Here is a 22,720-nt window from a genome sequence, read left to right as displayed (position 1 = left end):
AACTGCATCATTAGCCGGTCGCGGAAGGACCACCATGAGACTGTCCAGGACCATGCTCGCGGGCGCGGCGGCCGTGACGCTCGCCTCCGCCTCGGCGTGCGGCGGAGGCGGCGGTGAGCCGCAGCGGCCGGCCGGCGCGACGGCTCTGTACGACGCCCTACCCGATGCCGTGAAGGAGGCGGGCGTCATCCGATTTGCCGGTGATTCGCATCCGCCCTACCGGATCGTCGCGAACGACGGCAAGACCGTCACCGGCATCGACAAGGAGCTGCAGGACGCGCTCGGCAAGGTGCTGGGAGTCCGCACCGAGATCTCGATCGTCAACGGGCTTCCCGCGGCGCTGTCCGGCATGCTGGCCTCCCGCTACGACGCCTTCAACGGCCCGGTCAAGGACACCGCCGAACGCGAGAAGCAGTTCGACGCGATCGTGTGGATGGTCACCAGGACCTCCTACCTGATCCCCAAGTCCGGGTCCGCGGCCATCAAGAGCTCGGCCGACCTGTGCGGCAAGCGCGTCGCGGGCACCGCGGGCAGCATCGTGGAGGACCAGGCCAAGCGCCTGACCGACTGGTGCGCCAAGCAGGGCAAGCCGAAGATCGAGTTCATCGGCCTCGCCGACACCAACGGCACCATCCTCGCCGCCAGATCGGGCCGCGCCGACGCCGCCGGCATGACCGAGAGCGCCGCGCTCGACGTGCTGAGCAAGGAGAAGGACGCCTTCACGTACGTCACCCAGACCGACGAGCAGGGCGCCGGCGTGGACCAGCTGGCGATGCTGGTGCCCAAGTCGAGCGGGCTCGGCCCGGTCATGCTCGACGCGTTCAAGGAGATCTTCAAGAACGGCGAGTACAAGAAGATCATGGACAAGTACGGGCTCCAGAGCGTCGCCGTCGAGGAGCCCGCGCTGAACACGGCGGGCGCGCAGTGAGTTTCGCCCCCGCGGAAGCCGGCATGGACGCCCCCATGGACGCCCGCGAGGACATCGCGTCCGCCCGGCCCCGCGTCCGCCCCCTGCGCTGGGTGGCCGGAGCCGTGCTGCTCGTGCTGGCCGCGCAGTTCGCCTGGTTCCTGCTCACCAACCCGCGCTTCGAGTGGGCGGTGGCCGGCGAATACCTCTTCGACCCGAACATCCTGCGCGGCCTCGGCATGTCGCTGCTGCTCACCGTGATCGGCATGACGCTGGGCAGCCTGCTCGGGGTGCTGCTCGCGGCCGGCCGGCTGAGCGGGTTCAAGCCGGTGGCCTGGGCCTGCGGGATCTACGTGGCGATCTTCCGCGGCATCCCGCCGCTGGTGCAGCTGATCTTCTGGTTCAACCTCGGCTACCTGCTGCCGCGCATCTCGCTGGGCATCCCGTTCGGGCCGACGTTCGTCTCGTGGCCGACCAACTCCGTGATCAGCTCGCTGACCGCGGCGATCATCGGGCTCACCCTGCACGAGGCCGCGTACATGGCGGAGATCATCAGGGCGGGCATCCTGGCCGTGGACCACGGGCAGCGTGACGCGGCCCGGGCGATGGGGTTCACCGCCGGGCAGGGGTTCGTCAAGGTCGTGCTGCCCCAGGCGATGCGGGTGATCGTGCCGCCCACCGGCAGCCAGTTCATCAGCCTGCTCAAAGGCACCTCGCTGGTCAGCGTGATCGCGATGGCCGACCTGCTCTACTCCGTGCAGGTGATCTACAACAGGACGTACGAGATCGTGCCGCTGCTGATCGTGGCCTGCGCCTGGTATCTCGCGGTGGTCACCGTGCTCTCGCTCGGCCAGCGACGCCTGGAGCGGCACTTCGGGAAGGGGCAGCGGTGAGCGACACGCCGGTCCTGCACGTCCGTGACGTGCGCAAGCGGTTCGGCGGCCACGCGGCGCTCGACGGGGTGAGCCTCGACGTGCACGAGGGCGAGGTGGTCACCGTCATCGGCCCGTCCGGGTCGGGAAAGTCCACGCTGGTGCGCTGCGTCCACCAGCTGGAGAGCATCGACGGCGGGGCGATGTACCTCGACGGGGAGCTGCTCGGCTACGAGAGGCACCGGGGCCACCTGCGCCCGCTGCCGGACCGCAAGGTGGCCGCCCAGCGCAGCCGCATGGGCATGGTCTTCCAGCAGTTCAACCTGTTCGGCCACTGGAGCGTGCTGCGCAACGTGGTCGAGGCGCAGGTAGCGGTGCACGGCCGCGACCCCGGGCAGGCGCGCGCTGAGGCGCTGCGGCTGCTGGAGCGGGTGGGGCTGGCCGGCAAGGCGGACGCCCATCCCCGGATGCTCTCCGGCGGCCAGCAGCAGCGCGTCGCCATCGCCAGGGCCCTGGCCACGAACCCCCGGATCATGCTGTTCGACGAGCCGACCAGCGCCCTGGACCCCGAGCTGGTGGACGAGGTGCTGAGCGTCGTGCGCGACCTGGCGCGCGGCGGCATGACCATGATCATCGTGACGCACGAGATGAGCTTCGCCCGCGAGGTGGCCGACCGCTGCGTCTTCATGGAGGACGGCCGCGTGGCCGCGACCGGCACGCCGAAGGAGATCTTCGACGCCCCCTCGTCGCCCCGCCTGCGCAGCTTCCTGTCGCGCTTCACCGGCCAGGCCGGAAAGACCCCTGTAGAGGAGAGCACGTCTTGAGTCTCACGGTGATGGCCGTCGGCGACCTGGTCGTCGACGAGCCCGATCCCGCGTCCTTCTTCGTCCCCGCCCGGGAGACGCTGAGCCGGGGCGGCGTGGTGATCGGCCACGTGGAGGTGCCGCACAGCACGTCCACCGCCCAGGTCAGCACCGACGTGCCGGCGCCGCCCGCCGACCCCGCCGCGCTGCGCGCGGTCGCCGAGGCCGGTTTCCACGTGGTGACGCTCGCGGGCAACCACGTCTACGACGTCGGCGACCAGGGCGTGGCCGACACCATCAAGTACGCGACGGAGGCCGGGATGGCCACCGCCGGCGCCGGGATGACGCTGGCCGAGGCCCGCCGTCCCGCGATCGTGACCCGCGACGGGCTGCGGGTCGGCGTGCTGAGCTACAACTGCGTCGGCCCCCGTGAGTCGTGGGCGACCAGCCGCAAGCCGGGCTGCGCGTACGTCAAGGTGCTCACCCACTACGAGCTCGACCACGCCAGCCCCGGCGGCCCGCCCGAGATCTACACCTTCGCCGACCCGGCGGGGCTGGAGCGGATGGCGTCCGACGTCGAGGCCCTGTCGGGCGAGGCCGACGTGGTGCTGGTGTCGCTGCACAAGGGCGTCGGGCACACGCCGGCCGTGCTCGCGATGTACGAGCGGCCGGTCGCGCACGCCGCGATCGACGCGGGCGCGCAGGCGGTGTTCGCGCACCACGCCCACATCATGCGGGGCGTCGAGATGTACCGGGGCAAGCCGATCTATCACGGGCTGGGCAACTTCGTGACCGTCACCCACGCGCTGACACCCGCGTCGGGCGACGAGGGCGAGCGGGCCGAGTGGGCGCGCCGCAGGGTCGAGCTGTACGGCTTCGCCCCCGACCCGGACATGCCGTACTACCCGTTCCATCCGGAGAGCCGCAACACCGCGATCGCGCTGTGCCGCTTCGACAGGGACGGCCTGGTCTCGGCCGGTCTCGTGCCGTGCTGGATCGACGACGCGGGCCGCCCGGTGCCGCTCGGCGACGACGAGGAGGGCCGCGAGGTGGTGGCCTACATCGAGCGCATCACGCGGCAGGCCGGCCTGAAGACGGAGTTCCGCTGGGAGGGTGACGAGGTGGTGCTGCGTGGCTGAGCGCCCGCTGGCCGGCCGTACGGTGATCGACCTGACCACCGCGCTGTCCGGCCCGTACGCGACCCTGCTGCTGGCCGGGCTCGGCGCCCGCGTCATCAAGGTGGAGAACCCGCTGACCGGCGGCGACAGCTCCCGCAACAACGCCCCCTACCTCGGCGCGGCCGGGCTGTCGCTGGCCCGCGGCGCCGAGGACGACATGTCGGTGTCGATGCTCCTGCGCGGCCGCAACAAGCAGAGCGTCACGCTCAACCTCAAGCATCCCCGGGCGCGCGACGTGCTGGGCGGGCTGGTCAAGGTCTCCGACATCATGATCGACAACTACAGCGCGGGCGTGACGGCCCGGCTCGGCATCGATCACGACTGGGCGAGCGCGATCAACCCGCGCATCGTGTGCACGTCGATCAGCGGCTTCGGCGGGCAGGGCGGCCCCGGCTCCGGCAAGGCGATGGACACCATCATCCAGGCGCTGAGCGGCGTGATGATGACCGCGGGCGCGCCCGGCGAGCCGCCGGTCCGCTTCGGGCTGCCGGTGGGCGACCTGGTCGCGCCGCTGTACGCGGTGATCGGCACGCTGGCCGCGGTCCTGCGGGCCGACGCGACGGGCCAGGGCCAGCACGTGGACGTGTCCATGCTCGGGGCGCTCACCTCACTGGTGGCGTGCGAGCCGTTCGACGCCTACGAGAAGCTGGGCCTGCCCATGCGGACGGGGGCGACCGTGCCCAGGCTGGCGCCGTTCGGCACGTTCAGGGCCGCGGACGGCTGGTTCGCCTTGTGCGGGCCCACCGACGCCTTCGCGCGCGGCCTGTTCACCGCGATGGGCCACGACGACCTGGCCGCCGACCCCCGGTTCGCCTCCCGCGACGCGCGGGTGGCCAACGCCGGGGAGCTGCACGAGCTGGTGGGCGCGTGGGCGGCGGACCGTCCGCTCGCCGAGGTGCTCGACCTGCTGGCGCGGCACGGCGTGCCGGCCGCCGAGGTGCGCGAGCCGGGCGACGCCGTACGCGACCCGCTGGTGCTGGAGCGCGAGGAGGTCGTGCCGCTGACGCATCCCCGGCACGGCGACCCCGGCGACCTGTACGGCACGGGCGTGCCGATCCGCTTCTCCGGCTCGGAGGCGGCGCTCGACCGGCCGGCGCCGGGGCTGGGCGAGCACAACGACGAGATCTACGGCGGGCTGCTCGGCTACTCGGCCGGCGAGCTGAAGACGCTGGCCGACGAAGGGGTGATCTGACGTGGGCGGCGCACTGGCGGCGCTTGAGGAGGCGTACGCCCGCCGCAGCCGGCAGGGCCCTTCCGTTGGGTACGTCGGCGCTGACGTGCCGGTCGAGCTGCTGACCGCCGCCGGGCTGCGCGCGATCCGGCTCACCGGCGACCCGGAGTCCGGCTCGGAGCTCGGCGACCGCTACCTGGGACGCGGGGTGGACCCGGCGGCCCGCTCGGTGCTCACCCGGCTGCTCGACGGCGCCTTCGGCGACCTGGACCGGGTGGTGGTCAGCCACGACTGCGAGGCGTCGCTGCGGCTGTTCTACGCGCTGCGCGAGCTGCGCCGCGTGGAGCCGGGCCGGGGGCTGCCCGAGGCGTACCTGGTGGACCTGCTGCACCTGCCGCACCGCACGACCGCCCGCTACAACCGGCGCAGGGTCGGCGAGTTCGCCGCCCGCCTGGAGGCGTGGACCGGCCGCAGGCTCGACCTCGCGGGGGCGGTGGCGGCGCACGACGAGCGGCGCCGGCTGCTGGCCGCCGTCGCCGAGCTGCGCAGGATCGTGCCCGCCCGGCTCACCGGGCGGCAGTTCCTCGCGGCGGCGAACGCCGCCCTGCCGGTGACCGAGCACATCGCGCTGCTGGCCAGGCTGCTGTCGGAGGCGGACCGGCTCGACGAGCACACCGGGCGGCGGGTCTTCCTGAGCGGCAGCGCCCACGACACGCCGCACGTGTACGAGGCCATCGAGGCCGAGGGCCATGTGATCGTCGGTGAGGACCACTCCTTCGGCGACCTCGCCGTCACCGGCCCGGTGGGCACGGCGAGCCTCGACGCGCTGGCCGAGCACTACCATCGCGGCACCCTGACCGCGCACCGGGCCACGCCGGGCGCGCGGGCCGCGTACGCGGCGGTGGCCGTCCGCCGCTGCCGGGCCGAACTGTTCGTCTCCTACTGCCGCGAGTCCGACGAGGCGCCGGCGTGGGACTTCCCCGCGCAGCGCGCGGCCCTGGACATCCCGGCCGTGCTGCTCGAACACCAGGAGTACGGGCGCGCCGACCTGGCCGCCCTGCGGAAGGAACCGGCATGCCCGAAGTGAGCTCGCGCAGCGTGAAGTCCCTCGCCACGGCGGCGGAGGCGGGCAGGCACCAGCGCGAATGGTTCGCCGACCTGCGCCGCCGGGTCGCCGCCGGTGAGCCGTTCGCGCTGCTCAACGCGGACGTCCCGCACGAGATCTTCCGCACGATGGACATCCCCTACGCCGTCGGCCAGTGGTGGGCGTCCCTGGTGACCGCCAAGCAGCGCTCGGGGCACTACCTCGACCTCGTACGGCAGCGCGGCTACCCCGACTACTCCGAGCAGTACAACGCGGTCACCCTCGGCTCCGCGTTCGACCCGGACCCCGACGCGGGCCCGTGGGGCGGCCTGCCGAAACCGGACATCATCGTCGGCGACGCCACCGGCGACGTCACCCGCAAGATCTTCGACGTCTGGGGACACGAGCCGGGCGTCACCTTCTTCCCCCTGGAGAGCGCGGCCGAGAACGAGGTGCCGGTCAACTGGTGGGAGCTGATGCCGCACCGGTGGGAGGAGGCCGTCGGCCCGGCCCGGCTCGACCTGCTCACCGCGGAGCTGGAGAACCTCGTCAGGTTCCTGGAGACGACCACCGGCAGGCGGTTCGACGAGTCTCGCTTCCGCCAGGTGATGGCCCTGGTCAACGAGCAGGAGGAGTGGAACAGGAAGGCCCGCGACCTCATCGCCCGCGCCCGCCCGGCGCCGCTCGGCGTGGTGGACAGCATCCCCAGCGTCATGCTGCCGCAGTGGCACCGCGGCACCGAGTGGGCCCGCGACCTCGCCAAGAGCTTCTACGAGGAGGTGCGCGAGCGCGTGGACGCGGGCGTCGGCGCCTGCGAGAAGGAGCGGGCCAGGCTGATGTGGATCGGCCGCGGCCTCTGGTACGACATGGGCTTCTACCAGCGCTTCCAGGAGGAGTACGGCGCGGTCTTCGTCTGGTCGATGTACCTCGCCATCGCCGCCGACGGCTACATCCGCTACGGCGACGACCCCATGCGGGCGCTGGCGGCGCGCTTCGCCGCGTTCGGCGACCAGCTCTACACGCCGCCGTGGTCGAGCGAGTGGTACGTCAAGGAGGCCCGCCTGCACGGCATCGACGGCGTCGTGCACCTGGTCTCCGACGACCCCAGGGGCAGCTACTTCACGGCCAGGGCGCTGGAGTCGGCCGGGTTCCCGGTGATCGAGGTGCACGCCGACAACGTCGACACCCGCACCTTCGGCGGCGACGTGGCGGAACAGGTCGGTCAGTGGCTGGAGACCGTGGTCCTGCCGCGCTCGGGGTCGTCGGACGTCTCGACGATCTCCGAGGCGAGCTTCGCCGCGGGCGGCTCATAGACGCGGGCCAGCCGGTGGAAGACCTGCTCGGCGCGGATCGCCGGCCAGCCGGGCGGCAGGTGCTCGGCGGGCAGGTGCGGGTCCTGCCGGATGAGCTGCAGCCAGTCGGTGTGCAGGAGGAGCTGGCGGGCGAGGTCGTCGGCCGCCTCGGGCGCCGGGTGAGCGGTGTCCCAGCGGTCGAGGAAGGCGCGGTAGCGGCCGGCGATCTCGTCGATGGCGAACGCCTTGCGCACGATGTCGGCCGACTCCGTGGGGCCGAGCGCCCTGGCCTGCAGCACGGTGACGTGGTCGGAGACCCGCAGGTCGCTCGCCTCCAGGGAGGCGAGGATGCCGTGCACGTCCTTGGTGCCCGGCGCGATCCACAGGCCGCTCTGCAGCAGGCCGAAGCCGGCCCAGATGAGCTGGGAGCGCAGGTCGTGCCGGGTGGAGCTGTCGGGCAGCGAGAACCCGACGAGCGTCCAGGTGCCGTCCCAGGCGCGGTTGACCGCGCCGGTCTCCCAGACGCGCCGGCGCCCGTCCTCCAGCACCTCCTCCGCGCGTTCGGTGAGCCCGAAGTACGTCTTGCGTCCCCGCCGGTGGCGGGCCAGCAGGCCGCGCTTGGCCATGCGGGCCAGCGTGGACCTGACCGCCTCCTCGGAGACGCCGAGCCGGGCGAACACCTCGATGAGGCTGCCGGAGTAGACGGCGACGCCCCGGCCCAGGACGTAGACGCCCAGGAAGCTGAGCAGCAGGGACTGCGGCCGCGCGGCCGCCTGTCGGGAGTCGTTCCCCTCGGTACGCGTCACAGCACGAGCGTAGGCAGGCCGCTAACGTTGGGCAAATCTTTGACGCCCGTCAGAACAGTGACATATATTCGCTTTCGTCCGCCTTATCACTTCAGGGGGAATCCCATGGATCTTTCCGGCAAGGTCGCCGTTGTCACAGGTGCGGGCCGCGGGCTCGGCCGCGCGTACGCCGAGGCACTGGCCGCGGCCGGAGCGGCGGTGATCGTCAACGACGTGGACGCCGAAGCGGCGGCCCAGGTCGTCGCGGGCATCACCGGCAAGGGCGGTCGGGCCCGCGAGGTCGTCGCCCCGGTCGGCTCCGCCAAGGCGGCCGAGCAGCTGGTCGAGACCGCCGTCAGCGAGTTCGGCCGGCTGGACGTGATGGTGACCAACGCCGGCATCCTGCGCGACAAGGTGCTGTGGAAGATGTCGGACGACGACTTCGACGCCGTCATCGACGTGCACCTGCGCGGCACCTTCACCTGCGCGCGGGCCGCCGCCGTCAAGATGCGCGAGCAGGGCGAGGGCGGGCGGCTGATCCTCATCTCCTCGCCCGCCGGACAGCGCGGCAACTTCGGCCAGACCAACTACGCCGCCGCCAAGGCCGGCATCGTGGCCATGGCGCGGACCTGGGCGATGGAGCTGGCCAGGGCGAACGTCACGGTCAACGCGGTCGTCCCGGTCGCGGCGACGGAGATGACCAAGACCATCCCCGCCTTCGCGCCCGTCATCGAGGGGTCCGAGCGGACCGGCGAGCCGTTCCCCGCCTGGCTCCGTAAGGACGAGGGCATGGGCACCGTCGAGGACGTCGCCGGGCTCATCGTCTTCCTCGCCTCGGACGCCTCCGCCGGGATCACCGGCCAGGCGATCGGGATCGGCGGCGACCGCCTCGCGCTGTGGTCGCACCCCGCCGAGAAGGCCGTCGCCTTCGCCGACGGAGGCTGGACGGCCGACGCCATCGCCGGGTCGTGGCAGGCGGGCGTCGGCGCCGAGCCCGAGACGTACGGGATCCCCGCCCCCAAGGCGCCCGCCGACTCCGGGCAGGGTGCCTGATGCCGGCCATGGACGTCGCCGGCCTGGTCGCGATCGACGTGCACACCCACGCCGAGATCTCCAAGGACGGCCACCGCTCGCTCAGCCCCGAGCTGTTCGGCGCCTCGGAGGAGTACTTCAAGGCCCACGGCCACCGGCAGCCGACGATCGCCGAGACGGCCGCGTACTACCGGGAGCGGAAGATGGCCGCGGTGGTGTTCACCGTGGACGCCGAGCACGCCACCGGGCACCCGCGCATCGCGAACGAGGAGGTCGCCGAGGGCTGCGCCGAGCACGCGGACGTGCTGATCCCGTTCGCCAGCGTCGACCCGTGGAAGGGCAGAGCGGGGGTGCGCGAGGCGCGGCGGCTGGTCAACGAGCACGGCGTGCGCGGCTTCAAGTTCCACCCCAGCATCCAGGGCTTCGCCCCCAACGACCCCATGGCCTACCCGCTGTACGAGGCCATCGAGGAGCTGGGCGTGCCCGCCCTGTTCCACACCGGGCAGACCGGCATCGGCGCGGGCGTGCCAGGCGGAGGCGGCATCCGGCTCAGGTACAGCAACCCGCTGCTGGTGGACGACGTCGCCGTGGACTTCCCCGAGCTGCGGATCATCCTCGCCCACCCCTCGTTCCCCTGGCAGGACGAGGCCCTCGCGGTCGCCACCCACAAGCCGTACGTCCACATCGACCTGTCCGGCTGGTCGCCGAAGTACTTCCCGCCGCAGCTCGTCAGGTACGCCAACTCGCTGCTGAAGGACAAGGTGCTCTTCGGCTCCGACTACCCCGTGATCACCCCGGACCGCTGGCTGAGCGACTTCGACAAGCTCGAGATCAAGCCCGAGGTCCGCCCGAAGATCCTCAAGGACAACGCCGCCCGCCTGCTCGGCTTGAAGGAGAACGCCTGATGACGACCACCGCGCACGGACTGACGGAGCTCAGGGCCCTGGCCGGCAAGGACCTCGGCCACAGCGCCTGGCTGGAGATCTCCCAGGACCGCGTCAACACCTTCGCCGACGCCACGAACGACCACCAGTGGATCCACGTCGATCCGGTCAGGGCCGCGGACGGGCCGTTCGGCGGGACGATCGCGCACGGCTACCTGACGCTGGCGCTGCTCATCCCGCTGTTCACCGAGCTGCTCGACATCCAGGGCGTCAAGATGAGCATCAACTACGGCCTGGACAAGGTGCGCTTCCCCAGCCCGGTCAAGGTGGGCGCGCGGGTGCGGCTGGGGGCGGTCGTCGCCTCCGTCGAGGACGTCCCGAACGACGGCGTGCAGATGCACCTCGACTTCAAGGTCGAGATCGAGGGCTCGGACCGGCCGGCCTGCGTCGCCCGCGCCATCTACCGCCACTACGCCTGACTCGCCGGTCCTCGTCGATCCCCCCTCGCCGACAGGAGACCCCATGCGCAACACCGGACTGGGAGGCTGGCCCGCCCGCCGGGCCATGATGACGCCGGAGCGGACCGCGTTCGTCTTCGAAGACCGTTCCGTCACCTACGCCGAGGCCCACGACAGGACGGCGCGGCTGGCGGCTCAGCTGCGCGCCTCAGGAGTGGGGGCGGGTGACCGGGTCGCCTACCTCGGGCGTAACCATCCGGCCTTCGTCGAGACGATGTTCGCCGCGCACCTGCTGGGCGCGATCTTCGTACCGCTGAACTTCCGGCTGGCGGCGCCTGAGGTGGCGTACATGCTGGACCATTCGGGCGCGGAGACGCTGATCTACGCGCCCGAGTGCGCCGGCGTCGTCCACGCCCTGCCGGACGGGCCGCGGCGGCGGGTCGCGCTCGGCGAGGGGCAGTACGAGAGCTGGCTCGCCCAGGGCGACCCCACCCCGATCGACACGCCCGTGGACCTCGCCGACCCGGCGCTCATCCTCTACACCTCGGGCACGACGGGCCGCCCCAAGGGCGCCACGCTCACCCACGGCAACCTGGTGTGGAACTGTTTCAACCTGCTGCTCGGCGTGGACGTCACCAGTGACGAGACGACGCTGATCAGCGCGCCGCTGTTCCACGTCGCGGCCCTCAACCAGACGCTGCTGCCGACCTTCCTCAAGGGCGGCCGCTCGGTGATCATGCCGTCGTGGGAGGTGGACGCGTGCTACGACCTCATCGACAAGTACGGCGTCACCTGGATGTTCGGGGTGACCACGATGTTCGCCGCGTTCGCCCGCTCGCCCCGGTGGGCCGGGGCCGACCTGTCGTCGCTGCGGCACCTCATGGCGGGCGGGGCGTCGGTGCCGGCCGCGCTGATCCGCACGTACCAGGAGCGCGGGCTGGTGTTCTGCCAGGGCTACGGGCTCACCGAGACCGCTCCCGGCGCCACCTTCCTGGAGGCCGACCAGAGCGTGCGCAAGGTGGGGTCGGCGGGTGTGCCGGTGTTCTTCTCGAACGTCCGGGTCGTACGGCCCGACGGCACCGACGCGGCGGCCGGGGAGCCGGGCGAGGTGCTCATCCAGGGTCCGAACGTCACCCCCGGCTACTGGCGTGACCCCGAGGCGACCAGGGCCGCGTTCTCCGACGGCTGGTTCCACTCGGGCGACCTCGCCGTGCTGGACGAGGACGGTCATCTGTACGTGGTCGATCGGGTGAAGGACATGTTCATCTCGGGCGGGGAGAACGTCTACCCGGCCGAGGTGGAGGCGGCGATCTTCGAGCACCCGGCGGTCGCCGAGGTGGCCGTGCTCGGCGCGCCGGACGCCAAGTGGGGCGAGGTCGGCCGCGCGTTCCTGGTGCTGCGTCCCGGGGCGCACGTCACGGCCGGTGCGCTGCGGGACTTCCTGCGTCCGCGCCTGGCCGCGTACAAGATCCCCGCCCACGTCGAGGTCGTGGACGACTTGCCGAAGACCGGCTCCGGCAAGATCCACAAACCTCGCCTTCGCGGCCTCCCGCTGCCCGCCGACGCCCTCAGGCCAGGACCTGGAGGAGGTCACGGATCCGGCGGGTGAGGTCGTCGGGGCCGGCGTCCTTGAGCGCGTCCGTGCCGATGACGCTGCGCATCAGCCACACCCCCGCCTGCAGGGCCAGCATCAGCTCGGCCCGGACCGCCGCCCCCTCCCCCGCCAGCTCCTCGGTGAGGTGCCTGCCGGGGTGCCGGGCGATCGCCGCCCGCATGATCTCCGCCGCCCTGGGGTCGGCCGCCGACCTCAGCATGAGCAGGAACGGCCCCAGCTCGTCCGCGCCGGGCGCGGTCCGCGCCACCAGCGTGCGCGCCGTCTCCCCCGCCAGCTCCGCGCCGGTGCCGGAGATCACCGTACGCGGCGCGAAGGCCGCGTCCACCGCCTCGGCGAACAGCTGCTCCTTCGACCCGAAGTAGCGGTTGATGAGCATCGCGGTCACGCCCGCCTTCGCGGCGATGTCGCGGACGCCCACGCCGGCGTAGCCGTGTGCGGTGAAGGCGGCGATCGCCGCTTCCAGGATCGCCTGCCGGGTGGCGGCGGCGTCGCGCCGGCGTTTCACGGGTGCCTCGGGAGCCATCATGTCTACAACCGTATACTATGGCGGTAGTCTACGACTGTAGACATTCTGTGCGCCCTGGTCAGAAGGGGCACGATCTGAGGAGCACCATGGAACTCCACCTGGCAGGCAGGCGCGCCCTCGTCACCGGCTCCAGCTCGGGGCTCGGCGCGGCCATCGCCACCGCCCTGGCCGCAGAGGGAGCGGAGGTCGTCGTGCACGGGCGCGACGCGGCGCGCGCCGAAGCGGTCGCCGCCACCATCAGGGCCGCGGGAGGCAGCGCCGACGTGGCCGTCGGCGACCTCGCCACCGACGACGGCGCCGATGCCACGGCCGCCGCCGCGCTGGCGGGCGGGCCGATCGACGTCCTGGTCAACAACGCCGGCTCCTACCCGCACCGGGGGTGGGAGGCCACCGCCGAGGACTGGCGGCGGACGTACGAGGTGAACGTCGTCTCCGGCGTCCGCATGATCCAGCGCCTGCTCCCCGGCATGCGCGAGCGCGGCTGGGGGCGGGTCGTCCAGATCGGCGGCGGGCTGGCCCTGCAGCCGGGCGCCGACCTGCCGCACTACACCGCCACTCTGGCCGCCCGCCACAACCTTGCGGTCTCGCTCGCGCGTGAGCTCGCGGGCACCGGGGTCACGTCCAACACGGTCGCGCCCGGCGCCATCCTGGTCGACTCCGTCCAGCGCCTGCTCACCGATCTCGCGCCCGCGCGGGGGTGGGGCGAGACGTGGGCGGAGATCGAGCGGAACGCCATCGCCGAGCTGGTGCCCAACGACGCCGGCCGCCTGGGGCGTCCCGACGAGATCGCCGCCGCCGTGCTCTACTTGTGCAGCCCGCTCGCCGACTACGTCACGGGCACCACGCTCCGGGTGGACGGCGGCACGATCCGCGGCGTCCACTGACCCCGGTCAGGAGATCAGGCCGAAGCCCTTGATCGCGCGGGTGAAGTGCCCGCTCAGCTCGTCGTCGATGCGCTTGGAGGCGTCGGCGGTGAGCAGGTCCGTCGCGGGGGCGGTGATGGCCGAGGCGCGGATCTCCGTGGCCGTGGCCCCGCGCAGGGCCGCCGCCTGGACCGGGGCGAGGAACCTGCCGCCGCGCAGCAGGTCATCGAGTTCGGCCAGGTCGGCGTCCGTGGCGACGCGGCGTACACGCTGGAGTTCCTCGCTCGCGGTGTCCCCACGGCTCGCCTGGACGAGGCGGGTCAGCGCCCACTCGAGGAACAGCACCGGCACGCCGATCACCCTGCCCAGCCCGCGCCCCATCGAGCCCATGCCGGAGTAGGCGCCGGACGGGGCTCCGACCGAGCCGAGCGTGGCGCCGATGCGGGTGTAGACGTCGGACCTGCCCGGCGCCTCCTCGCCCTGCAGCAGCGACTCGCGCCAGACGGCCAGCGTGGTGAGCGCGCCGCCGACGATCCGGCCGTCGTCGGGCTCCGATGCGTACGCCCTGGCCAGCAGCACCACCCGTTGCCGGGGCGACAGCACGAGCCACGGCGGCAGCCCGATGAGCAGCACGCGGCGCCGTCCTGCCCGCATGACCTCGGTGGTCACGGCGAGGTCCCGCACCGCCAGCGCCGCAGGAGGCGGCACCCGCATCGCGCGGGCCACCCGCTCCGCGGTCGCGTGCAGCTGGGGCGCGGCGGCGCGGTCGAGCGGCTCGGCGTCGGCGGGCAGGCGGCGCGCCCTGGGCAGCAGCAGCACGCCGATCCCGATCAGCACGAAGCCGACCAGCCAGAAGACCGCGAGGTGGGCGTTCATCCAGATGATCCAGCAGCCCAGGGCCATGAACGCCAGGGTCAGCGCGTGGACGAGGAGTGACAAGAGCAGCGCCGCCGCGCTGGAGACCCGCCGCATACGACCGTGCTCCCCCTCCGGGCTCGACGCCGCGATTGAATCAGGGCTGCGATCATCAGGCCAGGAAACAAGACACAAGGTGTCGGCTTTTCGGTCGAACATGGTCGCATCGGTCCGCGAACCGCGGCCTTCAGATAGCTAAGGACTCTCATGCGCGAAACACCGGAAGACCTTCAGCAGCTCCAGGACCTGCTCGACGCCTCGCTGTCCCGCTCCACCTCGCATCTCCAGTCGATCGTCACCGACCGGACCCTCACGGCGGAGCAGCTCACCCAGGTCCTCACGGGCATGTGCACGCTGGCCCTGTCCACCGTGACGGCGAAGGGCGAGCCGCGGATCAGCGGCGCCGACGGGCACTTCCTGCGCGGCAAGTGGCACTTCGGCACGGCGCGCACCGCCGCCAAGGCCCGCCACCTCGCGGCCCGCCCGGCCGCCAGCGTGGCGCACATGCGGGGCGAGGACCTGGGCGTGTTCACGCACGGCACGGTGGAGATCCTCAACCCCGAGGACGGTGAGGCCGCCGCGGACTGGCCGGACCTGCTGGCCTACTTCAAGGACTTCTACGGCGCCGACGCCTTCGACTGGGACAACGAGGTCGTCTACTACCGGCTGCACCCGCACTGGATGACCGTCTACGCCGCCGACCCCGCCAAGCTCACCGCCCCATAAGCCGTCCGATATGTTCTCTCCGGCATGTCCGTAATTTCGGATTGGGGGGTGCATGTCGGTACGCCGGACGGTGCTGGGCCTGGCCGTGGTCGCCGGCCTGGCCGGTTGCGGGACGCTGCCGCCGCCGGTCCCCGGGCTGGCCCGGCCGTCCGCCGTGGCGAAGGCCACCTCCTCTCCGGCCACCCCACCGCCCAGCCCCAGCGCCAGCGCGACCCCCACCCCCTCCCCCAGCAGGCCGGCGCTGACCGCCGCGCAGGCCGGGCAGGAGATGCGGCAGTGGCTGGGCACGTACAACAAGACCATCAAGAAGGCGAAGTGGTGGCGGAAGAACAGCACGCTGGACGCGCTGTTCGTGGAGGGGGCCCTGCACGAAGGCGTGCTCGAACGCAACCACGAGGACTTCGGGCAGCAGCCGGAGCACCGGCCGATCAACGTCCAGGGCACGCCGGTGATCTACCTGCCGCGGCCGGAGAACCAGCCGGACAACGACGAGTGGTTCATGGCGCGGGCGACGTACAAGGACGTCAAGGGGCATGTGCGCGCCCACCTGCTGGCCTTCCTGCGCACCGGCGGCGAGCCCTTCAGGCTGGCCGTCGTGACCCCGGTGCACTGGGGGCAGCGCGTGCCGAAGCCGAAGCTGGACGCGGACGGCTACATCACCGACATCGGTGACGACATGGCCCGCGCGGTGGCGCTGGAGTACCAGAACTTCTGGAACCACGAGAAGAAGGAGGGCGCCTCCGGCTACCGGCTGGCCAAGGACAGCTTCAGCCGCAAGGCGTTCCCCGAGGTCTACAAGGGCCTGTACGTCGCTTTCCATGGCCGCAGCTCGGTCTACGGCTTCCGTACGGCCGACGGCGGCTCGCTGTTCCTGTTCGCCATGCTGAACAAGCCGCAGAGCGTCAACCAGGTGCTGAGCGAGGCGCTGTTCGTGCCCAAGGGCAGCAGGACGATCCAGGAACTGGGCGCGAACTGGTTCTCCTGACGCCGGCTCAGCTCCACCAGCCGGGGACGACCTCGACGTCCTCGCGGTCGAGCGCCGCGTGCCACACCGGGTCGCGCAGCAGCCGCGCCTCCCACGTGCGTACGATGCCGTCGGGGCCGGTGACGGCGTCCTCGCGGGAGGGGTGCAGGAACAGCTCGCTGGTGCCCTCCGGCAGGGCGGCGAGCCGGCGCAGGTAGTCGTCGCGGAGCCGTTCGTACGAGCCGAGGTCGGCGGCCGTGCCGCGGTTGGTGGCGATCGTCTCCGGCAGCGCGACGCCGAGTGCGTCGGCCAGCGCGATCGCGCTCTCGTGGGCGGCGGCGAGCGGCGGCGGCAGGGGCCCGCCGATGTACGGCGCGGGGTCGCGGGGCAGCCGGAAGGCCAGGCCGTGGCGGGCGCACCAGTGCAGCGACTCGGCGAGGAACGACCTGCCGTGCAGGCCGTAGAGCGTGCCGGCGTGGGAGTCGGCCGCCACGGGCGCGAGGTCGTGCGCGCGCATCCAGCGCAGCTGAGCGTCGGCCTCGCGGAGCACGTCGTCGGCCTGCCCGCGGGCGGCGAAGGCGAAGGGGTCGTCGCTGAGCGTCCCGTCGGCGTCGGCGAGGCTCGCGGCGCCGTTGAGCGGCCGCCAGCGCGGCACCCCGCGTTCGCTGGTCAGCGTGACGTGCAGGCGCGGCAGCACGCCCAGCTCGCGCACCCGCCGCGCGGCCCGCCCGGCCTCGGGCGAGACGCAGATGAGGGTGGTGGCGCTGACGTGACCCTCGGCGAGCAGGCCGGCGATGACCTCGGTCGTGCCGGGCTCGCGGCCGAGGTCGTCGGCGGTGATGACCAGCCGGCGGCTCATCGCGGCTGCTCCACGGCCGGCGCGCCGTCGGTGCCGGGCGGCTGCTGCTCGGCCGGCGTCTCGATCGGTACGGAGATGAAGCGGGCCGCGACCGCGCCGATGGCGGTCAGCACGAACGGATAGACGCACAGGTAGATGCGGAACGCCAGCCCGGGGTCGCCGCCCGGGTCGTCGCCCGAGTTGTAGCCGAAGAACACGCCGAGCGAGGTGAGCGCGAGCCCGGTGACGACGCCGTTGAGCCGGGAGAAGAAGCCGAACGCCGACAGGAAGAGCCCTTCGCGGTGCTCGCCGTTGCGTGCCGCGTCGGCGTCGAGGACGCGCGCGACGATGAGGTCGTTGGTGGCCAGCATGCCCGACCAGCCGGCGCCGACCAGCACGCCGGCGGCGATCGCGGTGACGAGGTCGGTGGCGAGGAAGAGACCGGCGAAGCTGACGGCGAGCACGGCGAAGGCGAGCCGCCAGGTCCACAGCGCGCCGCGCAGGGCGACGACCCGCGTCCAGGCGACCAGGCCGCCCGCCGAGACGAGGATGACGATCCCTTGCAGGTAGAGCGCGTGGCCGACGGGCAGCCCGAGCGAGTAGCGCACGTACAGCTGGATGCCCGACAGCACGAGCGCCATCGCGATGCCGTAGCAGGCGCCGGTGAGCCCGACCGTCCAGAACAGCCGGTTGCGCAGGATCGACCCGACGCTGCGCAGCAGCATGGGGCGTTCGCGGGTGGCGTAGCGGGGGTTCTCGCGGGCGCTGAGCGCCATGAACACGATCACCGCGACCGCGATGACGCCGTAGATGATCGCCGTGGTGCGGAAGCCCTGCGTGGAGGTCTCGGTGCCGAACACCTGCGTCGTCAGCACCGGCGTGACCGCCAGCGAGATCACCAGCGCGACGAGCTGGAAGCCCTGGCGCAGGCTGTTGGCCACGGCCCGCTCGCGCTCGCGCGGGTAGAGCTCGGGCAGCAGCGCGCCGTAGTTCGCGTTGAGCATCGAGTCGAAAGCCTCGCACAGGATGGCGAACACCGCGAACCACAGCAGCAGGCCCATGCCCTCCAGCGACTCCGGCGCCGAGAAGAACGCGATCATGCAGGCCGCCAGCATCGGCGCGCCCACGAGCAGCCAGGGGCGGCGGCGGCCGAAGCGGGTGCGGGTGCGGTCGGACAGGTGGCCGAGGACCGGGTTGTCGATGGCGTCGATGACCGCGTAGATCGCCATGACCACGCCGTAGGCGCGTACGTCGAGCCCGAGGATGTCGACGTAGAACAGGATCATCGATCCCTTGATCATGTTGATCGGGATGGAGGTGCCGAACATTCCGATGGCGTAGCGCCAGGCGGGAGTCCGTCCCGGGGAGGGGGCCGGGCCGGGCAGGGACACGCGATCACCTTCTCTGCCGTCGCGACTGCGGCGCCGACGCACCGCACGGCGTCACCTTCGCAGGGCGAGGCGAACGGCGGGTGAGGCGCGGGGGTGCCGGACGTCGACAGACAGTGTCGCGCGCGGGGATCGCGAGCAGGTCACGGAATCAGCCCTGACGCTGGTGGGGCGCTGCTGGGCCGCTGCAGGGGCGTGCTGGGGCGCTGCCGTGATGCCGCCCGGACGCGCGAGCGCCGCCGTGGGCCCGTTGTGGGGCTCCGCGGCGGCGCGCGCTCCGGTCAGATGGCCAGCAGGTCGAATCCCCCGTTGGCGAGCTGCCCCGTGTTGGTGTCGTACACGGTGACGGTGATGGTGTTGTGCCGGTAGCACGTCGTGGACGGGTTACGGTAGGCGATGTTCGGCAGCCTCCGCGGTTCGCGCGGAGTGAGCTGGATGAGCGTGTGGGGCGCGGACACCGAGTGATCGAGCTGGACGCAGTACCTGCCAGTGCCCGCCCGCCACGACCGCACGACGTTCGTCCCGTTGTTGAGGCTGCCGTCGGAGTTGATGATGGCCGCGGCGGAGTCGTAGAAGTCCGCCGGGCTCTGGGATTCGGCGAGCGCGGGAGACGCCGCTGCCGTGATGAGACCGGCGACCGTCAGAGCGAAAGCGCCTGACACAGTACGACGGAGCATGTGTTTTCCTTTCGATCGCGTCCCGATAGGAAGCAAGAAAGAAAGTAAGTCCGCGTGTGCCGGGACGCCGCTCGCCACCCCGACAAAGATGATCAAGAAACCTTGGCGGTTCGTAAGAGAACCCGTGACCAAGCCGCGAGTGGCATCCGTTCCCCACAACCGTCACAGGCGAATCCATGGGGAATCACGGCGACGGTAAAAGAACGCTTCCGGGTCTCCCCTTTTTGCCCCCGCAAGCCATTCGCGCCCCGATTCGGCGGCCATTCCGGCTGTCCCGGGAATGTCGTCTCCTTTACGTGTCCTCCGACCTCTGTACGCCCGTCCCCCGCGCCGTTACCGTAGGGCTGCGAACTTCTCGTGGTGGGGGAGGATGCCCGTGCCGGAACTGACGTTCGCCACGCAGCGGCTTCCGGGGGTGAGCGTGATCTCCGTGGCGGGCGAGATCGACGCCGTAACGGCCGTCCTGCTCGACCGTCATCTGCGCGCCGCCCGCCGCGCACCCCATGAGCACCTGGTCATCGACCTCAGCGACGCCCACTTCCTGGGCAGCGCCGGGCTGCGGGTCCTGCTCAACACCCATGCCTTCGCCCGCCAGCACGGCGGCACCCTGCGCCTGGCGGCACCGCATCCCCGGCTGGCGGCGATGATGCGGATCACCCGCGCGCACACGGTTCTGCACGTGCACGACACCGTCGAAGAAGCCGTACTGGCCGCCCTGCGCCTGCCCGCCCCGGTGACGCGGCCGGCCATCGAGGCCGCCCCCTTGACGCCTCAGCCCGGGGTCACTCGGTGACCTTCTCCGGCTCCGGGTTCGTCAGGTCGTGCTGGGTGAACATGTCGATGAGGAGGCGGACGGGCAGGCCGGCCTCGGTCGGGTAGCGGAAGCGGGCTTCGGGGTTGAGGCTGTACTCGTTGCGCCGCCCCACGCGGTCGATGGTGACGTAGCCGGCCTGCTGGAGGTCGGAGACGATGCCCTGGACGGCGCGCTCGGTGATGCCGATGCCCGCGGCGATGTCGCGGACGCGGGCGCGCGGGTTGCGGGCGATCTCCACCAGCACGCGGGCGTGGTTGGTCAGGAAGGTCCAGGAGCCGGACCGATTGCTGGACGTGCTCACGAAATCTCAAGTTGTACCAGAGAAGAGCACGTCAGGTGCGCCGGGTCAGGAAGATCACACGAAAAATGCTTCCGGCATTGCAATTCGGGCATTATGCTTCGGACCCTGAGAAGGACGTCAGATGGACTATGACCGGGAGGACGCCATGCACGTTCACATCGCCTACCGGCCTGGCGACGGCCTCGAGTCCGCCGCGTCGCCCCTGACCCTCGACTCCCGGCGGCACGACGCCGGCCTGGTGATCACCGTGCTGGGCGAGGTGGACATGACGAGCGCCGCCGTGCTTGAGGAGTACGTCCGCGAGCAGGCGGCGCCCGGCGAGCGCGTGGTGCTCGATCTGACCATGCTCACGTTCATGGACAGCAACGGCCTGCGCGCCTGCGAGAGCCTGCACAACGCCCTGCGCGACGGCGGCGGCTCGCTCCGCCTGACGGGCGTCCACGGCGTGCTGGTCCGGCTGCTGGAGATCACGGGCCTGCGGGAGGTCCTGGACATCCACGGGGGCCCGGCCGGCGACGCGCTCGCCGGCCGGTGCGGCCCATGACCCTCGGCTCTCCGGCGCCACGCCGCTCTCGCACACCAGCAGGTCGCCGAGGCCGTTGAGGGTGAGCGGCCCGTGCTGCTGCAGGACGCGGACGACCTCCGCCTGGGACGGGGTGACGCCGAGCGGGCGCAGCGCCTGGGCGAGCAGCCTGTTGCCCTCGCGCTGGGCGGCCAGGATGAGGTAGCGCAGCTCCTCAGCGGGCCGCATGCGCCACCTCGTTCACCAGGAACGTCTCCACCGCCGCCGCGTACGTCGCGGGGTGGCTGAAGCGGAACATGTGGCCGGTGCGGTCGAGCACGACCTCGCGGGCGCCGGGGATGCCCGTACGCATGATCTCCGCCGCCCGTTCGCCGATCAGCCGGTCGTGGGACGGGGTGATGATGAGCGTGGGCACGTCCACCTGGCCGAGCCGGTCGGTGTAGTCGGCGGCGAGCGCTGCCGTGAGCCGGGAGCCGAAGGTCTTGGCCGGGGTGTGGTCGAGGAACAGGCGGCGGCTGTCGGCGGCGAACCCGCCCGACATCACCAGCGCCCGCAGCCCGGCCGGCCGCCGGACGGCCGGCCCCAGGGCGATGTTCGCCCCGAAGGAGTCGCCGACCAGCACGTAGTCGTCCAGATCGGCGACCTCGGCGGCGAGCGCGTCGGCGTAGGACTCCATGTCGGCGGGCCGGTCCGGGTGCGAGCAGGCCGGCCCCTTGCGCGCTACACCAGCGATCGCACGCGGGGGTAGGCGGGGGTGCGGAGGTGGTCGGTCAGGGAGGCGGCGATCTCGCCTACGCGGACGGCGGTGTTCGAGAGCAGGGTCGAGGTGAGGCCGTGGGTGTGCTCGCTGGCGCCCTGGACGTAGATGCCGCAGCGCAGCTCGGGTGAGGTGGCGATGCGGTAGTCGCGGCCGAGGCGGACGCCGCCGCCGGGGAGGCGTTCGCACAGGCCGCCCGTCTCGCCGAGGAGGGTGAGCGGGTCGGTGGGGCGGTAGCCGGTGGCGTAGACGAGGACGTCGGCCTCCAGCGGGGTCCGCTCGCCGGTGGGCAGGAACTCGACCGTGACGCGCAGGCCGCTGGAGTCGTTCTCGACGCCGGCCAGGCGGGAGGCGTTGAAGATGCGCAGCCGCTCCTTGCCCTGCACCTTCTCCTGGTAGTGGCGGCGGTAGAGCTCGTCGATGAGCTCCAGGTCCACGACGGAGTAGTTGGTGGAGGCGTGGTACGCGCGCAGGCGCTCCTTCACCTCATCCGGGGCGGTGTAGAAGTGGTCGACGGCCTCGGAGTCGAAGATGCGGTTGGCGAACGAGCTGTCGTCGGCGGGCGTGTAGCCGTACTTGGCGAAGACGGCGCAGACCTCGGCGGCGGGGAAGGCTCCGTGCAGGTGGCCCGCCACCTCGGCGGCGCTCTGCCCGGCCCCGACCACGACGAACCTGCGCGGGTCGCGCAGCGTGGGCAGCTTGGCGAGCAGCTCTTCGCTGTGCCAGACGCGCTCGTCGCTCACGATGCCGTCGGGCAGGACGGGCTCCAGGCCGGCGGCGAGCACGAGGGTGCGGGCGCGGCGGGTGACGAGCGTGCCGTCGCCCTGCCGGGCCACCACGTCGAGGAACTCGATGGCGCCGTCCGCCTCCACGGGGGTGACGGCGACGACTTCTGCGGCGTACTCGACCTGGTCGGTGAAACGCGCTGCTGCCCATTCGAGGTAGTCGTGGAATTCCAGCCGGGACGGGAACATCGTCTTGTGGTTGATGAAGTCGAGCAGCCGGCCTTTCTCCCGCAAATAGCACAGGAAGCTGAACTCGCTGGCCGGATTACGCATGGTGACCAGGTCCTTCAAGAACGAGACCTGCATGGTCGTGCCTTCGATGAGCATGCCGCGATGCCAGCCGAAGGCGGGCTGTTTCTCCAGGAAGACCGCGTCGACTCCGTCACCGTGACGCTCTTTGAGCGCGATGGCCAGGGCCAGGTTGGAGGGCCCGAAGCCGATGCCAATGAGGTCGTGGACGTGCTGCTCCGCTGACATGGAGGCCTTTCTAGACGACCGAACCGGGGGTGGAGACGAGGCCCAAATTAGGTTAGCCTTGCCTAATTAAGGTCACCCTAACCGA

General features: G+C 71.7%; 25 protein-coding genes. 16 read left to right on the top strand and 9 right to left on the bottom strand.

From position 1 onward, the window contains the following. Positions 1-34: 34 nt before the first annotated feature. The 7 genes from ACFFR3_RS42220 to ACFFR3_RS42190 are packed head-to-tail and all read left to right on the top strand — an operon-like array spanning position 35 to position 7,328. Entirely contained in the window at positions 35-928 is an 894-nt protein-coding gene (locus ACFFR3_RS42220) for a transporter substrate-binding domain-containing protein (protein ID WP_345404798.1), read from the top strand. 23 nt (positions 929-951) lie between these two features. Then, positions 952-1,800: an amino acid ABC transporter permease gene (locus ACFFR3_RS42215; RefSeq protein ID WP_379484961.1), complete on the top strand. Its 849-nt coding sequence runs from the start codon at positions 952-954 to the stop codon at positions 1,798-1,800. Next, positions 1,797-2,603 (top strand): amino acid ABC transporter ATP-binding protein, encoded by an 807-nt coding sequence (locus tag ACFFR3_RS42210; RefSeq protein WP_364381491.1) that lies wholly within the window; start codon positions 1,797-1,799, stop codon positions 2,601-2,603. The genes ACFFR3_RS42215 and ACFFR3_RS42210 overlap by 4 nt, the downstream gene beginning before the upstream one ends. Beyond that, positions 2,600-3,721 carry a CapA family protein gene (locus ACFFR3_RS42205; protein ID WP_379484960.1) on the top strand — a complete coding sequence of 374 codons (1,122 nt, stop codon included), beginning with the start codon at positions 2,600-2,602 and terminating at the stop codon, positions 3,719-3,721. Before ACFFR3_RS42210 ends, ACFFR3_RS42205 begins: the two co-directional genes overlap by 4 nt. After that, positions 3,714-4,952 carry a CaiB/BaiF CoA transferase family protein gene (locus tag ACFFR3_RS42200; RefSeq protein WP_345404792.1) on the top strand — a complete coding sequence of 413 codons (1,239 nt, stop codon included), beginning with the start codon at positions 3,714-3,716 and terminating at the stop codon, positions 4,950-4,952. Before ACFFR3_RS42205 ends, ACFFR3_RS42200 begins: the two co-directional genes overlap by 8 nt. 1 nt (position 4,953) lies before the next feature. Next, positions 4,954-6,018: a 2-hydroxyacyl-CoA dehydratase gene (locus ACFFR3_RS42195; protein ID WP_379484959.1), complete on the top strand. Its 1,065-nt coding sequence runs from the start codon at positions 4,954-4,956 to the stop codon at positions 6,016-6,018. Continuing rightward, a complete protein-coding gene (locus tag ACFFR3_RS42190; RefSeq protein WP_345404786.1) occupies positions 6,006-7,328 on the top strand; it encodes a 2-hydroxyacyl-CoA dehydratase in 1,323 nt (440 codons plus the stop codon). Before ACFFR3_RS42195 ends, ACFFR3_RS42190 begins: the two co-directional genes overlap by 13 nt. Here the strand turns inward: ACFFR3_RS42190 and ACFFR3_RS42185 are convergent. Continuing rightward, the gene (locus tag ACFFR3_RS42185) at positions 7,238-8,113 is read right to left on the bottom strand and encodes a PaaX family transcriptional regulator (RefSeq protein WP_345404783.1); all 876 of its coding nucleotides are present in this window, start codon (positions 8,111-8,113) and stop codon (positions 7,238-7,240) included. The two genes, ACFFR3_RS42190 and ACFFR3_RS42185, sit on opposite strands and share 91 nt — an antisense overlap. A 105-nt stretch (positions 8,114-8,218) precedes the next feature. Between ACFFR3_RS42185 and ACFFR3_RS42180 the strand changes: the two genes are divergently transcribed. From ACFFR3_RS42180 to ACFFR3_RS42165, 4 genes are read left to right on the top strand one after another with little or no spacing between them, the layout of a single operon-like run. Then, positions 8,219-9,145 carry an SDR family oxidoreductase gene (locus ACFFR3_RS42180; RefSeq protein WP_345404781.1) on the top strand — a complete coding sequence of 309 codons (927 nt, stop codon included), beginning with the start codon at positions 8,219-8,221 and terminating at the stop codon, positions 9,143-9,145. Beyond that, complete coding sequence (locus ACFFR3_RS42175) at positions 9,145-10,029, top strand: amidohydrolase family protein (RefSeq protein ID WP_379484958.1); 885 nt, start codon at positions 9,145-9,147, stop codon at positions 10,027-10,029. Before ACFFR3_RS42180 ends, ACFFR3_RS42175 begins: the two co-directional genes overlap by 1 nt. Then, entirely contained in the window at positions 10,029-10,487 is a 459-nt protein-coding gene (locus tag ACFFR3_RS42170) for a MaoC family dehydratase (RefSeq protein ID WP_345404778.1), read from the top strand. Before ACFFR3_RS42175 ends, ACFFR3_RS42170 begins: the two co-directional genes overlap by 1 nt. Before the next feature lie 43 nt (positions 10,488-10,530). Continuing rightward, complete coding sequence (locus ACFFR3_RS42165) at positions 10,531-12,075, top strand: acyl-CoA synthetase (RefSeq protein WP_379484957.1); 1,545 nt, start codon at positions 10,531-10,533, stop codon at positions 12,073-12,075. Here the strand turns inward: ACFFR3_RS42165 and ACFFR3_RS42160 are convergent. Next, entirely contained in the window at positions 12,035-12,607 is a 573-nt protein-coding gene (locus ACFFR3_RS42160; RefSeq protein WP_345404770.1) for a TetR/AcrR family transcriptional regulator, read from the bottom strand. The genes ACFFR3_RS42165 and ACFFR3_RS42160 overlap by 41 nt on opposite strands. An 86-nt stretch (positions 12,608-12,693) precedes the next feature. Between ACFFR3_RS42160 and ACFFR3_RS42155 the strand changes: the two genes are divergently transcribed. Next, positions 12,694-13,491, top strand: coding sequence for an SDR family NAD(P)-dependent oxidoreductase (locus ACFFR3_RS42155; RefSeq protein ID WP_345404767.1), 798 nt, complete (start codon positions 12,694-12,696; stop codon positions 13,489-13,491). A 6-nt stretch (positions 13,492-13,497) separates the two neighbouring features. On the opposite strand, the gene ACFFR3_RS42150 is transcribed toward ACFFR3_RS42155, so the two are convergent. Continuing rightward, positions 13,498-14,442, bottom strand: a complete 945-nt coding sequence (locus tag ACFFR3_RS42150) for a M48 family metalloprotease (RefSeq protein WP_345404764.1) — start codon at positions 14,440-14,442, stop codon at positions 13,498-13,500. Between the two features lie 150 nt (positions 14,443-14,592). Here ACFFR3_RS42150 and ACFFR3_RS42145 point away from each other — a divergent pair, with 150 nt between their 5' ends. Both ACFFR3_RS42145 and ACFFR3_RS42140 read left to right on the top strand, forming a co-directional pair. Then, entirely contained in the window at positions 14,593-15,111 is a 519-nt protein-coding gene (locus tag ACFFR3_RS42145) for a pyridoxamine 5'-phosphate oxidase family protein (protein ID WP_345404761.1), read from the top strand. A 52-nt stretch (positions 15,112-15,163) separates the two neighbouring features. Beyond that, the gene (locus ACFFR3_RS42140) at positions 15,164-16,096 is read left to right on the top strand and encodes a DUF8094 domain-containing protein (protein ID WP_379484956.1); all 933 of its coding nucleotides are present in this window, start codon (positions 15,164-15,166) and stop codon (positions 16,094-16,096) included. 7 nt (positions 16,097-16,103) lie between these two features. Here the strand turns inward: ACFFR3_RS42140 and ACFFR3_RS42135 are convergent, their stop codons facing one another. The 3 genes from ACFFR3_RS42135 to ACFFR3_RS42125 all read right to left on the bottom strand — a co-directional run bounded on the left by ACFFR3_RS42135 (position 16,104) and on the right by ACFFR3_RS42125 (position 18,978). After that, the gene (locus tag ACFFR3_RS42135; protein WP_345404749.1) at positions 16,104-16,934 is read right to left on the bottom strand and encodes a carbohydrate deacetylase; all 831 of its coding nucleotides are present in this window, start codon (positions 16,932-16,934) and stop codon (positions 16,104-16,106) included. Beyond that, complete coding sequence (locus ACFFR3_RS42130) at positions 16,931-18,304, bottom strand: MFS transporter (RefSeq protein ID WP_364381523.1); 1,374 nt, start codon at positions 18,302-18,304, stop codon at positions 16,931-16,933. Before ACFFR3_RS42130 ends, ACFFR3_RS42135 begins: the two co-directional genes overlap by 4 nt. A gap of 278 nt (positions 18,305-18,582) precedes the next feature. Further along, positions 18,583-18,978, bottom strand: coding sequence for a hypothetical protein (locus ACFFR3_RS42125; RefSeq protein WP_364381526.1), 396 nt, complete (start codon positions 18,976-18,978; stop codon positions 18,583-18,585). 376 nt (positions 18,979-19,354) lie between these two features. On the opposite strand from ACFFR3_RS42125, the gene ACFFR3_RS42120 reads away from it, so the two are divergent. Then, complete coding sequence (locus ACFFR3_RS42120) at positions 19,355-19,771, top strand: STAS domain-containing protein (protein WP_345404743.1); 417 nt, start codon at positions 19,355-19,357, stop codon at positions 19,769-19,771. Here the strand turns inward: ACFFR3_RS42120 and ACFFR3_RS42115 are convergent. Beyond that, positions 19,761-20,093, bottom strand: a complete 333-nt coding sequence (locus ACFFR3_RS42115; RefSeq protein ID WP_345404740.1) for a helix-turn-helix transcriptional regulator — start codon at positions 20,091-20,093, stop codon at positions 19,761-19,763. The genes ACFFR3_RS42120 and ACFFR3_RS42115 overlap by 11 nt on opposite strands. A 121-nt stretch (positions 20,094-20,214) precedes the next feature. Between ACFFR3_RS42115 and ACFFR3_RS42110 the strand changes: the two genes are divergently transcribed. Further along, entirely contained in the window at positions 20,215-20,637 is a 423-nt protein-coding gene (locus tag ACFFR3_RS42110) for an STAS domain-containing protein (RefSeq protein WP_364381530.1), read from the top strand. A 193-nt stretch (positions 20,638-20,830) separates the two neighbouring features. On the opposite strand, the gene ACFFR3_RS42105 is transcribed toward ACFFR3_RS42110, so the two are convergent. Next, complete coding sequence (locus tag ACFFR3_RS42105) at positions 20,831-21,292, bottom strand: alpha/beta fold hydrolase (RefSeq protein WP_379484955.1); 462 nt, start codon at positions 21,290-21,292, stop codon at positions 20,831-20,833. A gap of 44 nt (positions 21,293-21,336) precedes the next feature. After that, positions 21,337-22,635, bottom strand: a complete 1,299-nt coding sequence (locus ACFFR3_RS42100) for a lysine N(6)-hydroxylase/L-ornithine N(5)-oxygenase family protein (protein WP_379484954.1) — start codon at positions 22,633-22,635, stop codon at positions 21,337-21,339. Positions 22,636-22,720: the final 85 nt, after the last annotated feature.

It is taken from the genome of Nonomuraea salmonea (assembly GCF_042428605.1).
Taxonomy (GTDB): domain Bacteria; phylum Actinomycetota; class Actinomycetes; order Streptosporangiales; family Streptosporangiaceae; genus Nonomuraea; species Nonomuraea salmonea.
The sequence above is the reverse complement of the archived record's forward strand: the minus strand, read 5'-3'. Positions and strand labels throughout refer to the sequence as shown.